Below are 14,268 nucleotides of genomic sequence, written 5' to 3'. Positions count from 1 at the left end.
CGGCACTCAAAGCAATCGCAGTCCCGTGGTGGCCCACCGCGCAGCCTCGCCATCACGCACACCCGGCGTCACGGCCCCATCGGGCACCGGCCGCCGCCTTCTGCTGCGGCGACCGGCGCCGGCCCACCTGCTCGCCGGGCAACGGCAACGCCAGCTCGGCAACCAGCCGGCTCACTGTCTTCTGCGCCTCGGTCAGCGCGTAGAGCAACGGGTGCGCTCGCGGTAGTTGCCCACGGCTGCCGGTAAGGGTCAGGCCGTCGCGAGCCAGCTCGGCCTCGATGGCGTCGATGCGGTCGAGAGTCTTACAAGCCTCCGTGAGGAGGACGCATTCAGCCGGGTCTAAGGCATAAATCGCCATAACTTCGCGGAAAAGTGCCTTTCCTCGCGCTTTTAGTCCGTTTGGTGCGCGGGGTGGTTTGGATTGACTCATGCTCTCTCTGCTTCACGAATTATATTGGCTACCAACATGTTTCGATGCCATAATGATGTTGGCGCGCAGGGCTTTTCCGATTCCGCGCCCGATCGCTTGAAATAGCCTGACCAGCGCAAACGCATTTTCGGCCCTCAGCGCATCGCGGGGGGTTCCGTCGCTGACAGGTGTCACCACGGCTAACGGCCGCGCGAACTTTTGAGGGGGCCTTAGGGCTGGATGGCCATAACCTCGATATTACGGTAATGAAGTTGCCCTACAACGGATTTCGACGTATGACCAAGCATGTCGCCAGAGCCGCGCCCCCTACCATGCGATGTTCAACTACGCAGAGCTGTTGCGTAGCAGGTCACTGAATCCTGTCGCGCTTCGCAATGTTGTGGCGTGCGCACATGAGTTGGATGTTCGCCGCGACGAGCGAGGAGCCGCCGCGCGAGTACGGGATGATGTGGTCGAAATGCAAATTTTCGGTGCTTCCGCACTCGACGCACTTTCCTTGGTCTCGTTTCCACACGGCCAACTTCACTTCAGTTGGGATAAGCCGGTTCTGTTCGAGGCGCGGCTCTCGTGAGTCGACAACTGGTGTTGCATCGGGGTCGACCTCCAGCCGAAACTTGAACACACGTCGCCGATTAGACTCTTCCGGCCAGCCATCGACAAGCTTGAATGTGCCATTGAAGGTCCAGATACCGTCACGCATTTTCTCGTAAACGCGGACACGCTCGGCTGGCGCCCCCAGTTCGCGGTGTTGTGCGGCCGCTTGGAGGAACAATCCGTTCTGGGTGAGCTTCCCCCGAGGGGTGCGCTCAAGCTGGTCGACCGTCTTCGGGTCCGGGCCGCCGCGCGCTTGTGGCCTATTGTGTCCCTCATAGATCAGGACCCGGCCATCATCTTCAACACGATCGTCGTAGGGTGCGCCCGGGCGACGGCTCATTAGAATTACGCTCCGCCGACCGCTACTGGCAAAATTCATACCTTGCTGCAGGCTCACTCCCTCCTCGCTGCACATTTCGAAGTAGGAGATCACTTCCCCGGGCACCACCACACGAAAGATCCTATCCGCGGCGCACAGACCAGAGCGTAGCCACCGCGGACCCACCTCGAATGCTCGAATAAGCTGCGGCACCGATTGGGTGAGCTGGCGATCGACTGGGAGTTTCACAAATCCTGATGTAACTAACGGCGCGAGTGCTTATGCTCCCGTCGACGAATCAGGCCACGTCACCAAAACACGGAGGTTTGGCGGCATGTTGTTCCGTGCAGTGTTTGTCGCAACGACTATCGCGTTGACCGCCGTTGGCTTACCCGTTACCGCACATGCCGACCCATCGTTCTGCGACTTCAATAGCTTGGATTACGACCCTGGGCGCTGCGCCGATGTGCAAGACATCCCATATTCGTGCGACCCGGCATACCCCGGATACAACTCAGCTGTCTGCGAGGGCGACATGGGAGCCCTCAGGGGGTGATGGCTCAAGTGTGCGAAAGCGACGGGCCATGCATATCCGTATAGCCGCTTTCATGGCGGCAATCATCGCCACTACTGGCATCATGGCCATTATTCTGGCGCCGCCGGCAAGCGCGTGCCCGTCAGGTTATTACCGAGCTGCCTCAGGCAACTGCGTCCACCGCCCGGTCTGCAATGTACCCACACGACCACCGGGTTCCACCGTTCAATGCCCTGATGGCTGTTGGTCATTCAGTGAACACCCCGACGATGATTACACGTGCCATGGGCATACCAACGCTGCCTAGCTCTCTTAATTGCGATTGCGGCTGCTGTCGCTGGGATCGCGTTCGGGACCTCTGCCCGGACAATTTGCACTGATGATGCCCGGCCTACGCCAGCTAAAGCGGCGATTGCCCCTAAGCGAGCAGGCACGGGATCGACCGGCGCGGATAGTGGCCTGGTTGTTGGTCGCCGTCATTGTTGTCTGCGTGGTCATCCTAATCGTGGCCCTGGCCGAGCGAGGTGTGTCCCTTCCGCGATCCACCCACCCGCCCACTACCCAAACTCGGCCACGGGTCATCTACAAAAACTGCACCGAGGCGCATAAAGATGGACGATGGAACATTCCCGCGGATGACCCGGCCTACCGGCCTGCCCTGGACAAGGACCACGACGGCATAGCGTGCGCGTCCGCGCCCGGCGATGAGCCGGTCGGCAGGCCGGGATGCGGTGAGCCCTCGCAGTTGACTCTCGCTGCGCCAACGCCGTTCAACGCTCTGCATGCTCGCTGCGTGGGCGCGCCTGGTTGACGGGCATGCGTTCCTGTCGATGTTAAGGGCCGCCGCGGCCCCGCCGACAACGGGCGCGCTCCCTACAGACGAAGCGCTGCGAACCGCTGGCACTGTCGGCGGGCTGGCCGGGTCAATGGCCCCGGCCCACTACCGCGGCGGCTGTGGTCCGGCGGAACGGAGATAAACCGCCGGACGTTGAATTCGTGACCGGGGTCCGGCCCTGGCATCGCAGGACCCCGGCCACGAAGTTCTTACTTGCTGGGCGTCGTTACGGCGCCGTGCAGAATCGCCGGTTCGACGAGCAGCTCACCGGCTGCCACCGTGCACCGCAGGGCGTGAATGCGGACCAGTTCCATGACGGCGGCCTTGCTCAGATTCATTCGCCGTGCGGCCTCATCAAGGTCGACAAACGCAGGCTCGTCGTTGAACCCGCGCTCGTCGTCGAATTTCACCCAACTGTGCCGTGGTTCGCGCTGCATCACGAAAGAGCAATTACCGCAAAGGCGCTCGGACGCAGCAAGCCCATGCCGATGCGCATCTCCGACCGCAAGCGGGTGGTGTTGGTCGCGAATCCAGAGAAGGGATCGAGCTGGGTCATGACACCGCCGCGGGTGAACAGCCGAACCTTGGTCCAGTCCGCAAGCAACGCCTTTCCGGCCGGAACGCGCGGGCTCACCAGGCGCGGGATGGTGCCAAACACGTTGTTGCTGTCTGCAGGTCCGTTCTGGTAACCACCGCCCAGGACGAACATGTCCGGCGTGCCACCTTCACGCAGAAGGTCAAGCGCGGCAGCGTCCGTGGGGTTGAGCACCCAGCCCGTCGGCTGGACACCGGCCGTTTCGAACGTCGACAGTGCACCCCGCAAGGTGGTTGGGACGTCGGTGTTGAATGCGACTGCGGTGGTGCCGGATGCGTGCAGGATGCCGGTGAAGTTTTCCCCGGTGCCGTCACCGTTGAGGACCTGTCCCTCAAGAGCATCCAACAAGCCCTCGTAAAGTTCGGTGATTAGGAAAGCCCGCAATTCGTCATAGTCGAGCCACAGGCGGTTCGGAATTTCCTCGGATAGATGCGCCAGCACCCGCAGGCGGTCTTCTACCGGCGTCACGGTGAGCACGCTAGTGGGCTTGGTGGCGAAGTCAGCGACCATCGCGGCGTTGTTGGTGCGCGTGGTCTGAGTCCAGTATTCGAATGCGTTGGACGGTGATTCGGCGCGATCCACCAAAAGATCGATGATCCGTTTTGGCCGTTCCATCGGGACGACCTGCGGCAGCACCAGGGCGGGCAGATCGATGGAGCTGGCGGTGATCGCGCGGGTTTCCCCGTCGAAGCTGTTGGCCTTCCAGATGGCGTCGGCCGCCCGCGAGGCCCAATCGCCAGCGCCAGCGTGATCGCCGATTCGGGTACCCGGGTCGGCGCCGGGTCGGTTGCAGTTCGTCGCCCGGGCTATCGCCCCGGCGACCGCCCGGGATGTCGGGTTGTCCTGGCCGGCGCGCACGGCCTCCTCGATCTTGTCGTTGAGGGTCTCGATTTGCTCCGTGAGCCGTCGGAACATCTCGGATTCCTTGGGATTGGCGTGGGAAGCGCCTCGTGCCTCCACTGCGCTGGTAATCGCTGTCCGCGCGGCCGCGAGCTTGGCGCGCGTTTCACGCAATTCGGTGATGTCTTGCATTTGAGAAATTGAATTCCTTGCGTTTGTGTGATCGGGGAAATGCGCCCGGTGCCGGGGCGTGCCGCCTCGCGGTGCCAGCGAGTCAAGCAAATGGGTTCCGCGCTTCCGCTGTGCCAGCGGAGCGGATAGGGGTGTGGGGCGTCGTCGGTGCCGGAAGACGCGGGTGTTCGATCCCTCGCCAACGGTGGGTGACTGAGGGGCCCACCGTGGCGTGGGAAGCTTCTATTGGTTACCTGACCTCGTGAGCGCAATCGACAAGGGTGCGACCTAGGTGCGCGGCCAGTGGTGCGGGCATCGAGAATATCTGTCCATCATCAAAGCGCAGGCCAATATGGCCATCATTATCGAACATAATGTCTGCGTACGTGACATTGTTCAAGGTCTCCTACTTTCAAACTGCTCCACTCCGCCAACGAAACGTTGGATGCGGGGCACGGTTAAATCTGTCAACTCTGCGGCCAACGAGGCGGCCTCGGCGTCGGTCAATAAGATATGCCTGCGGTTTCGCCCGATGCCCACCTCAATCGCGAAGCCGCCATTCGGGCGGCTCGCAACAATGATGTCGCTATCCCTGATTGCCCTAATCATTCCAGTTCCCTAGTTGAACGGTGCTACCGGTTGTAACTTGTTCCCATTGTTGGCATTGCGCTCGCGCCATTCGGCTTGACGCTCCTTGTTCTTGCGACGCGTCACGGCCATCCGCTCGATTTGTTCGCGGGTACTCTGCCACTGCCAAGACTCGCCAGTCATCAGACAATTCGCGTCATCGTCTGCCTCAATTAGGCCAAGCGCAATAAACCTGTGGAGCGTGGGCCGGCCCAAGTGCGGGACCAGCAACTCGGCCTGATGACCGTTAAACGACCCATCGCTCACTAGGGACACGACCCAACAGGTGAGATTCACGAACGCGCGGAACTCGTCGCCAGTCAGCTCCGCCTGCAGAACCGGATCGGTCAGCACGGAGTGCTTAATTCGGGTGTCCAGTGCGGTTCCCTTGATACCCGCAACTTCTGTCATTTTCTTCTTTCCGAACTTCTTTCCTTTGGCCTGGTCCTCGGCCTAGGCCTTGGGCCTAGGCCTGATTCACTTGGCCTGTGCCTAATCCTGAATAGCCTTAGCCTTATCCTTATCCTCCGTCACTGGTGATGTAACGCGTGACATGACAGCGGGCCGAGCCTTGAATGGACTGCCGCGAACGTCGAACATGCTCTTAATGGGATGTTCGTCATCCGCAAAGAAGAGCCTGTTATCGAGAGTGGGTCGGCGCCGGGGATCGTGGGGGCGGAGCTGCATAATCGTTTCGCAGCACCGCAACTCATGTTCGCGGGCTTCATGGTGGTAAGCCGGCACTCGTTTCAAGTTGGACCGCGAAAAGTCTCGGCGATCATCGTTTAGGTGGATTACCTCGGAATACTCCTGGCCGCAGATGACGCAGCAATGACTGTCTCCGGCTGCTGGCGGTCCGAAATATTCCATGGCGAGAATGTCACGTTTTGGAAGAATCTTCCGGCGGCTGGACCCGTACATCCTCAGAATAACGCGGGAGTCTGGGCCGTAGTCGCCAAGCACATTCCTGTGCTTGTCACGAATCCGTCCGTCGTCGGTGTATTGGTAATCCCGCGCCCATGATATGCGAGCAAACGGGGTCCAAATTTGTGGCCGTCCTGCCACCATTTTGTCCTTCTACTCTGATTCTAGAGAATCAGTATCCTTGAATTACGATAAATCCTGGACTGGCGGAAAAGGGGCGATCACTCCCTTTTGTCCTCGCACTCGTCGTCATCGAAGTCCTCGAAAAGGGGCCGGATCGCGTTCCACTGCTCGGGGCTCAGCATGAATTCGTCGCTGAATTCGTCGCTCATCGCGGGCCCCCCGACCGCCGCTGGCGCCGGACGCGAGCCGACGTTAAAGCCATGCGCGCCATGTGTTCCCGGCGTGCATGGTCGGCCCTTCGAGCGCGCTCCGCAGGATCGAGCACCCCGTCGGGGTCGACCTGACGCTCAAAACGTTCCGCCGCGACTCTGCGAGCCGGCGCTGTGCGTGCAGCGCGGTCCTCGGTTTTCTTCCATGAGGCATGAGCGGCGATTTCAGCGCGGAGCTTGCGCTCTGCCGGGGTCACCGCGCGCTCCCCACCGGACGGCCCATGTTGAGCACCGAGTCGCGGTCCAACCGGATGAGTCGCGGCCCCAAGCGACGACCCTTGACGAGTCCAGCTCGGAGCCACCGGCGCACGGTGCGAGGATCGACGCCGTACCAAACGGCCACTTCATGGATGGTTGGATGTGCCGAGAGTCCCGGCGTGTCATGTAGTTGCTGTAGTTCCATGACACGATTCTGACTCACGTTCTCCGGCTCGCGGCGGTTCTGAGAGACACGAATTCCGTTGCGGCACGTAGGCATTGACGCATACACGTCACGCTGACCTGCAGCTAGCCGTAGTGCATGTGCCGCGAAACACAACGATGCGGTGTAGCCGGCGATGTTGAACGGCAACGCCAGTTTCTTAACTCGCAGAGGCCGCCGCGAGTTTAGACAGCTTTTTGGCTATCTCGGCGTCGCGGCCCTGGGCCGCATGTTGGTATCGCATCGCGGCCTGCGGCGTCGAATGCCCCAAGCGCGCCATCAGCTCGGCAAGGGTGGCTCCGGTCTGCGCAGCCATTACGGCCCCGCTATGTCTCAGGTCGTGGAAGCGACCGGGCCACTTCGCCTTATCGCGACCCTTGTAGAAATGTCGATACAGGGTTGACGGCTGTAAGTGCTTACCGTTCTTCGCCGGAAACATCAGCGCATTATTTTCGGGCGCAACGTGTTTGGCCAAATGGTCTTCGATTGCCGGGATGATGTGCGGCGGGATGGCGACGTCACGCTTCCCCGCCTCCGACTTGGGATCGCCGACTTGCCAACCCTTGTCAACCCGAACGGCTGCGCGGCGAATGTGGATCACCCCACCCTCTAGGTCGCAATCGCGACGCTGAAGCTCCACCAGCTCACCGAAGCGCAGGGCGAGCCACGAGGCCAGCAACACGATGAGCTTCAAGTTCTCGGGCATCTCCCCCGCGATGATCCCAAGCTGCTCAATAGTTGCCGGCTTCGGCTTGATGGTTCGCGTGGTGGTCCCTGCACCACGGATGGCACAGGGGTTTGCCTCAATGATCCGGTCGCGCGTCCGCGCGGTCTCCAAGATCGTCTTGAGGAGACTGTAGGCGTGTGCCCGCATGGTCGGGTGCTCTGGCAGCGTCTTGGCGTACCAGCGATCCACCGCAGCCATCGAGATATCGCGCACCGGCGTGCTGCCGAACGTCGGGTAGATGTGGTCCTTCAGCAGCTTCTTGTAGTGCTCACGGGTGCGCGGCTTCAAGGGGCGACCGCGGATCATCCTCGACTCAAGCCAACCCTCGGCATATTCGCGAAACCTGACTTCGCGCTTGCGCTTCGCGACCTTCTGTTCGGTGGTCGCGGGCGGCGACCACAACTCTCTGTCTATCTCGCGGCGCCGGTCGGCAAGCCAACCCTCGGCATCTTCCCGCGCGTCGAACGTGTCAGGCGCCTTATGCAGCTGGTCGTCGGGACCGACGTACGACGCCTGGAACCGCCCGGACGGCTGGCACTGGCGTATCCGGCCGAAACCTCGCCTGCGCCTGGTGGTGCTCATTTCATGCAATATACATGCAATAACTATGCCGGGACATAGCTAGCTGATGCCCCTTGTGTCCACTAGTCCATGAGGGTACTGTTTTATGTATTGGCCCGTAAATCGCCTGTCAATGCAGTTCAGTACGTTACTCGGAGAGTTTGCTGGTACAAGTTCAATCCCAGTATCGCGCACCAGAGTTTTTGCAATGCTCAGAACAACAATCTGAGATGAGAAGCGGGTCACGTGAACTGCATGTGAACTGGCCACCCGGGCCGCTAGCGACCAGATATAGAGGTAGCTAGCCATGACGAACGGTCCAATCATTCCCGACGAACCCGACTGGCTCATTCGGATGCGCGCCGAGGGGCAGTCCATGTCGATGCTGATCGACGAGATTGTGCGACGGCGCGGCGTCGACGGGGGGGTCAAGAAACTCCGAAAGTATGGGGTGCTGACGGCATACGCCGCACGGTATGGGAGGCGGACCGACGGAGGCCGGCGACCACGCATATCGACGAGTTATTGGATGAACGGGCCCAACACGAGCACATTTGCCGATACTGGACCCCATGACCAATGCGGACGCCGCCGAGTACAAGCGCGCGACGGATGACTTGCTCGAACTCGCTCGTGCCATAAGCCTTCACCAGGAGGTCTACTTGGTCACCGATGACATGGAGTCCGAGTAGTTCTGCACTGCTGGCAACACGGTCCCGTTAACGCGCCGATGACGGGTTTCATCTTCTCGGCCAGCTGCTGACCGAGAACGGTCAGGTATTGAGTACTGCGGGGTACGCGTCTTTTCGTCGAGGTCTTTCCATTTCGTCACTGGCCTCTTGTCGGCCCACGCAGGATCTGAAGTGTGTCCCGGTTCGCGCTCCGTCCATCCAGCTTAAGGAGACACGGCCGCCAGCGGCACGAGCGGGCGTTCCTCGACTGAGGAGAAGTGCGGCGCGACATCACCAATGCCAAAGCGTTTACCCAAGTTGACGTTCACAGGCAGCTCCTGGCAACACCTACAGGTTGTTCGAGCGCACTATGCCTTGCTTGGTGGCCACGATCTGCTGATTGACTGCTTCTCGCTCACGGTGCTACACCGGCGTATGAAGGGTGCGGCGATTTCGTCGGTGCTGGCCAGCCGCTTTATGGTGCGATGCAGTTCGAGAATCTGAGCTTTGCGGAGCTTGTCGGCGCCGCAGGCGGTGGTCCGTGGGCGGTCAATCAGAGCTTGCAAGCGGGCAGCCCTTTCCAGATTTCTCAGCTCGCGGAGGCATTCCACGCCGCGGGCCGATGCTCCGCGGAGGCCGAGCACTCATTCGAGCAAGCCCGCAAGCGTTTCGATGCGGCGTGGAATCACCAGGACGGCGACCATCCGATCAATGGCTCCGCTGAGGTCGAGCGACTCACCAATCGCTTGGGCTGCAGACGGAGCAGTTGCCAAAGATCGGCGACGACTTGGAGAACATCGCGGGAATGCTGGCTGCGGCGCAGAAGGAGGGCGCTGCGGAGATCGCCTTATTGGAGCGGCAGCTGCGGCTTCTGGACAAGCTCATCACTGCGGCGAAAAAGGATCTGCAGGAACCACTCGACGCGAAAAGTCGGGCTCAGCTGGAGGCGTTGATCCGCGACGCGCACGCGGACGCTGACGACGACACGCGCGACGCCTTGAAGCAGATGAATTCGATTCGGGACGTCTACGCGAGGTCGCTGCATCAGGCGCAGGTCAATGGCAACCTGACCCCGCAGGACGCGCAGGCCGTGAGTGAGTTCAAGCCGGCCGGCTTCGGGGACGGGCAAGGCCCTGCCCCCGATCCCAGGATCACCGGCCCCGCCGGGCCACCTCAGCACGAGCAGAACACCTACGACCTACAGGACCAGTTCCAGGACGGGCAAGGCCCCACGTTTGGCGGCGATCCGCGCGACGGCTTCCCCCGCAGCCCAGCCTCAGAATTGGCACAGGGTCCGCCGGGCACCCGGCCACTGCCGACGGGAACCGCGCTCGGGCCTGACGGCCACCGGTACGCGTTCTTCAGCCACCCCGACGGCAGCGTTCAGGATGGGGTCAACGAGTACGCGACCAACGGCAGCGTCTGGGACTACACCGACCCCGGCCACCCCGTCAAAGTCGGCGACCTGCCGGGCATTTATCAAGCCTCCGGCGTGTACGACCCGGCAACCAAACAAATGGTGATCATCGGGAACACAAGCAACAAAGTCGGCGACACTAACCGCGGCCTTTGGGTGTCGGGACCGATCGACCCGGCCAAACCCAATGCGTGGGTCAACTCCTTGCAGCGGGTGGGCAATGTCAGCCTGCCCGGTGACCGTGAAAGCCAAGTGGTTTCGCTGCAAGGCGGCGGGTTCATGCTCGTCGGCGCCACTAACGGAGGCCCGGTGCAAGCCATCACCGCGGCCACCCCGCAAGGACTGATGGGGGCCACACCCCAAACATTGATCGCGCCGAACCAACTTCCAACTGTCTACGGCCCTACGGTGATCGGCACATCCCTTAATCCGGCGACGGGGCTCGAAACGGTACAGCTGCGGGTGAGTACGTGGCCGCCAGGGCCGATCTATGACCCGAATACCTGGACGACGAGCTTTGGCGTCCAACATTAGGGAGGCGAGACGGCGTGTCAAGCAGAGCGGCCATAGCGGTTTCAACCGTAGCCATCGCGGTGTTGGGGATGGGGTGTTCCCGCTCAACTCCCGGCGTCGCTACGGCGGCACCGCCAAAGTTTCCCGACCTCAACGCTTTTCAAGCTGTCGATCCCGGACCGTATACCTCGGCCGCCCGCGCGGGCGGCGCCGCCTATTTCGCCACCCCCGACGGACTGCAATGCATCCTGCCCAATCCGGCCAAGCCGGGTGATCACGTGAGTGCGAGCTGTGATGGACCGCTTCCGGGGTTGCCTGAGAACGCCCCGGTGGGCAGTGACGGCTGCTCGGTGGTGGGATCGCCGACGTCGCTTCCGACCGATCTCGGTCCGTACACATTTCAGAAGGGCACGGGGTGCCCGGTCATCACGTCTCCGCTGCTCAACGTGGGCCAAAAGATCACCAAAGCCGACATCACCTGCCTTGTGGGCGCTGACCGGCTCACCGCCTGCATCGACCCAACCGTCAACCGGGGGTTCGTCCTTCAACCTTCCGGCTCATGGACTTTCTAAAGCAGCTCACAGCTCCCACAAAACCTGCGACTGCGGCAAAGAGGTACGATTTCACCGTGAGTTACCGCCGCGGATTGGGCCTGGCAGCGCTTATGAGCGCCGCCGCCTTCGTGTTCACGCCTGTCGCGGCGGCCGATCCTGACTCGCCCTCTTATGGGCAAGGCAAACAGGCGATTGACGAACAGGTTCAGCAGTACCACGTCCAACTGAGCCCCACTACCGACTGGGCCCAGTACTGCCAAAGAGTCCTGAACAGCGATTTGAAAAGCGGAAAGATCAACCGAGTGGACTCCCCCGCTGATTTCGTCGCCGGCTGCCAGGACGAAGGCCGCACGCTCATCGCCCCGCGCTAAACACTTATACGGTGACCGGCGGACGCGTCACATTCCGCTTCAGCTGTGCCGATTTGTCCATGGGCGTACGACCGCTGTTGTCATCCTCCCGAACACGCTGTGCCGCCTCTCTTCTCGTCCTAGCTTGGAACGTTGCTCCGTCTCCTATCCGGCCTGCGGGCTGCTCAAGCCAACACAGCACGGCATCCCACAAATCGAACGCACATCGGTGTAACCGTGACGCACGAACGATTGGTTCGCTGAACCGAAAGCCACGCGGCCAATCGCGCCACGTGCCGAGCATCGCCAGCGTTGATCGGTAACGGGCGTCGCGGCATCCAACGGCAGCCGATCGAACGCCGTCAGGAACGACTCGGCGGTGCTCACATACGGGTCAATCGCCAGCATCACCGCCCACGCTCAATACCGCCGTCGACGCCACCCATCCACGAACGCGACGAGCGCCGCGAGATCATCAGACACAAGACTCAGGTAACGCCGCGACCACGGTAACCGTGTTCTTTGAACTCTGCTGCTGTTGACGTCGTGCTATGAGCAGCGGCTAGCGAAAGGAGCGCGACGATGATATCCGCATTTATTGCTGCGGCGTTGGTCTTGGCGCCGTTATCGCCGGCGCCGGGGGATCAGTGTCCGTTGGGGGCGCCTCCCACGACGGATGGGCAAGGCAAGACGATGGTGTGTGTACATCACCATGAGTTGAACCATACGAACATTTGGGAATACCCCGCTGAGTGACCGTTCAGGTGAGTCACGAAATAGCGCTTGGATCCGCTTCTGTGGCTTTACACATCCGCTCGAAGTGCTCAGGATGTGCGAACTCGAAGAGCTCCATGCACCGCCAGGTCTGCGCGTGAATCACCCGAGCATCAGCACGTCGACGCTTTCGCTGCGTTCGCCGTGGGAGTAGCGATTGCGGGTGCTCAGAGTTCGGTCGCCGGCATCTGTTGGGTGGCCGCCCACGACGCCAGTAGCGCTAGACCGTCGGCGGTCGGCGTACCGGCGGCAGCGGTGTAGACGTTGAGGCGCAGGTTGGGTTCGTCGGGCAGTTCCAGGGACTCGACGTCCAGGTCGAGTTGGCCCACGACCGGATGGTGCAGACGCTTGCGGCCGGACCGGTGCAGCCGCACGTCCTGAGATGCCCACCGTTGCCGGAATAGCTCACTGCACGTGGACAGTTCGCCGACTAGGGCGATCAGCTCCTCGTCGTGCGGATTGCGGCCGGCTTCCATGCGTAGCTTCGCGGCCGCGTCCCTGACGATTTGGTCGTAGTCGACAAAAAATTCTCGGGCCGCCTCGGGGTGCAGATAGACGAACCGCGCTGTGTTCGCGGGCCGTCGCGGGTCGGCCAGCACCGGTGAATACAGCGCGCGGGCCAGTTGATTCATGGCGAGCACGTCATAACGGCCGTTATGGATACAGGCCGGCGCATCGGAGATGGCGTCGAGCACCTGCTGCAGTGTCGAGCGCACCGTCACGGCCGGCTTGTGCCGACGTGGGCGGTTGGGCGCACCGGATTGGCGTGCGAGGTGGAACAGGTGGTCGCGCTCGGCCTCGTCGAGTTGTAGGGCAGAGGCCAACGCGTCGAGCACGCCGTCGGAGGCGCCAGCGAGGCTGCCGCGCTCCATGCGCACGTAGTAGTCGACCGATACCCCCGCCAGAAGCGCTACCTCTTCGCGACGCAGACCTTTGACCCGACGATTGCCGCCGTAGGCGGGCAGGCCCGCCTGCTCGGGTGCGATGCGGGCGCGACGCGAGCTGAGAAACTCCCGGATCTCGGTGCGTGGATCCATCGTGGGCATCCCCTCACCGTAGGCGCGCCGCGCAGGCAAAGGGAGGCACTGCTGGTACCCCGACGACTGCATTGCCCATCCTCGCGGTGTCCCGGAGGGAGCGTTGACCGCCGCTAAAGCCGCGCACCGACGCCTAGGGCGTACCCGACGCGGTCGTGGCGATGCCGCCGTCGACCGGGATGATGGCGCCCGTGAGGTAGGACCCGGCCCGGCTGGCGAGAAACACGGCGGTCCCCGCCATGTCGTCGTCGCGGCCGAGCCGGCGCAGCGGGGCCGCCGCCGCGATCGTGTCGCCGATGGCATCGAGCGTGGCCGCCATCATCTGCGACGGGAACACTCCCGGTGCTATCGCGTTCACCGTGACGTGCTGTGGGCCCAGCTCTCTGGCAAGCACTCTGGTGAGTTGATGGAGTGCCGCTTTGCTGCTGGCATACGAGTAGTTGGGCGACTGGGCGACGTGGATGGCGGCGATGCTGCCGATGTTGATGATCCGCGCGGGATCATCGGCGGTGCCCGCTCTGCGAAGCGCGGGCAGCAGCGCTTGCACCAGCCAGAACGGCGACTTGAGGTTGAGGTCGATCACAGTGTCCCAGGCCTCGTCCGGGAACGTCGCCAGCGGTTCGCGCCACATCGCTCCCGCGTTGTTGACGAGGATGTCCAGGCGTTCCGAGTTCAACGTCACGAGGTCGGCGAGGCGCTGACACTCCTCGTGGCTGGACAGATCGGCGGGGATCGCCTGCACGTCACCAAATTTCGACAGCTGCCGCTGCGCCTCCGCGCACGCGTCTGCACTGCGTGAGCTGATGACAACGCGGGCGCCTGCCTGCAGAAGGCCGCGCGCTATCATCAGCCCGATGCCCCTGGTGCCACCGGTGACCAGTGCGTACTTTCCACTCAGATCGAAAAGTCCTGTGTGCGAGGTGAATTGGTTGTCCGCCATCTCCACCAGCTTGACAGGCGTGCGGGGCCCCCGGGAGACCC

14 protein-coding genes are annotated in these 14,268 nt (G+C 62.2%); 5 read left to right on the top strand and 9 right to left on the bottom strand.

Features of this window, described 5'->3' with window-relative positions:
- Positions 1-52 precede the first annotated feature (52 nt).
- Both A5692_RS20250 and A5692_RS20245 read right to left on the bottom strand, forming a co-directional pair.
- Complete coding sequence (locus tag A5692_RS20250) at positions 53-358, bottom strand: P27 family phage terminase small subunit (protein ID WP_068059042.1); 306 nt, start codon at positions 356-358, stop codon at positions 53-55.
- Positions 359-779: 421 nt separating this feature from the next.
- Positions 780-1,475: an HNH endonuclease gene (locus tag A5692_RS20245; protein WP_231984382.1), complete on the bottom strand. Its 696-nt coding sequence runs from the start codon at positions 1,473-1,475 to the stop codon at positions 780-782.
- A gap of 272 nt (positions 1,476-1,747) precedes the next feature.
- Here A5692_RS20245 and A5692_RS30480 point away from each other — a divergent pair, with 272 nt between their 5' ends.
- A complete protein-coding gene (locus A5692_RS30480; RefSeq protein ID WP_082962911.1) occupies positions 1,748-2,185 on the top strand; it encodes a DUF3761 domain-containing protein in 438 nt (145 codons plus the stop codon).
- Between the two features lie 72 nt (positions 2,186-2,257).
- Positions 2,258-2,689: an excalibur calcium-binding domain-containing protein gene (locus tag A5692_RS30475; RefSeq protein WP_369830313.1), complete on the top strand. Its 432-nt coding sequence runs from the start codon at positions 2,258-2,260 to the stop codon at positions 2,687-2,689.
- 233 nt (positions 2,690-2,922) lie between these two features.
- Here the strand turns inward: A5692_RS30475 and A5692_RS20240 are convergent, their stop codons facing one another.
- The 4 genes from A5692_RS20240 to A5692_RS20220 form a co-directional block, all read right to left on the bottom strand.
- On the bottom strand, positions 2,923-3,123 hold the full coding sequence (locus A5692_RS20240; protein WP_156766181.1) for a hypothetical protein: 201 nt from the start codon (positions 3,121-3,123) through the stop codon (positions 2,923-2,925).
- A 26-nt stretch (positions 3,124-3,149) separates the two neighbouring features.
- Positions 3,150-4,340, bottom strand: a complete 1,191-nt coding sequence (locus A5692_RS20235; RefSeq protein ID WP_068059038.1) for a phage major capsid protein — start codon at positions 4,338-4,340, stop codon at positions 3,150-3,152.
- Positions 4,341-4,937: 597 nt separating this feature from the next.
- A complete protein-coding gene (locus tag A5692_RS20225; protein ID WP_068059035.1) occupies positions 4,938-5,357 on the bottom strand; it encodes a hypothetical protein in 420 nt (139 codons plus the stop codon).
- A gap of 1,486 nt (positions 5,358-6,843) precedes the next feature.
- A complete protein-coding gene (locus tag A5692_RS20220) occupies positions 6,844-7,992 on the bottom strand; it encodes a site-specific integrase (RefSeq protein ID WP_068059033.1) in 1,149 nt (382 codons plus the stop codon).
- 1,416 nt (positions 7,993-9,408) lie between these two features.
- On the opposite strand from A5692_RS20220, the gene A5692_RS20215 reads away from it, so the two are divergent.
- The 3 genes from A5692_RS20215 (at position 9,409) to A5692_RS20205 (ending at position 11,497) form a co-directional block, all read left to right on the top strand.
- Positions 9,409-10,593, top strand: a complete 1,185-nt coding sequence (locus A5692_RS20215; protein ID WP_231984381.1) for a hypothetical protein — start codon at positions 9,409-9,411, stop codon at positions 10,591-10,593.
- Between the two features lie 68 nt (positions 10,594-10,661).
- Positions 10,662-11,144 (top strand): hypothetical protein, encoded by a 483-nt coding sequence (locus tag A5692_RS20210; protein WP_231984385.1) that lies wholly within the window; start codon positions 10,662-10,664, stop codon positions 11,142-11,144.
- Between the two features lie 56 nt (positions 11,145-11,200).
- Positions 11,201-11,497: a hypothetical protein gene (locus A5692_RS20205; RefSeq protein ID WP_231984380.1), complete on the top strand. Its 297-nt coding sequence runs from the start codon at positions 11,201-11,203 to the stop codon at positions 11,495-11,497.
- Between the two features lie 144 nt (positions 11,498-11,641).
- Here A5692_RS20205 and A5692_RS20200 read toward each other — a convergent pair whose 3' ends face one another.
- From A5692_RS20200 to A5692_RS20190, 3 genes are all read right to left on the bottom strand, one after another.
- Positions 11,642-11,884, bottom strand: coding sequence for a hypothetical protein (locus A5692_RS20200; protein ID WP_068059027.1), 243 nt, complete (start codon positions 11,882-11,884; stop codon positions 11,642-11,644).
- A gap of 533 nt (positions 11,885-12,417) precedes the next feature.
- Positions 12,418-13,287 carry a helix-turn-helix transcriptional regulator gene (locus A5692_RS20195; RefSeq protein ID WP_369830312.1) on the bottom strand — a complete coding sequence of 290 codons (870 nt, stop codon included), beginning with the start codon at positions 13,285-13,287 and terminating at the stop codon, positions 12,418-12,420.
- Positions 13,288-13,420: 133 nt separating this feature from the next.
- Positions 13,421-14,227: an SDR family oxidoreductase gene (locus A5692_RS20190; protein ID WP_068059106.1), complete on the bottom strand. Its 807-nt coding sequence runs from the start codon at positions 14,225-14,227 to the stop codon at positions 13,421-13,423.
- Between the last annotated feature and the right edge of the window lie 41 nt (positions 14,228-14,268).

The sequence above is a fragment of the Mycobacterium sp. E342 genome (assembly GCF_001667665.1).
GTDB lineage: Bacteria > Actinomycetota > Actinomycetes > Mycobacteriales > Mycobacteriaceae > Mycobacterium.
This window is presented reverse-complemented; position numbering and strand designations above follow the sequence as displayed.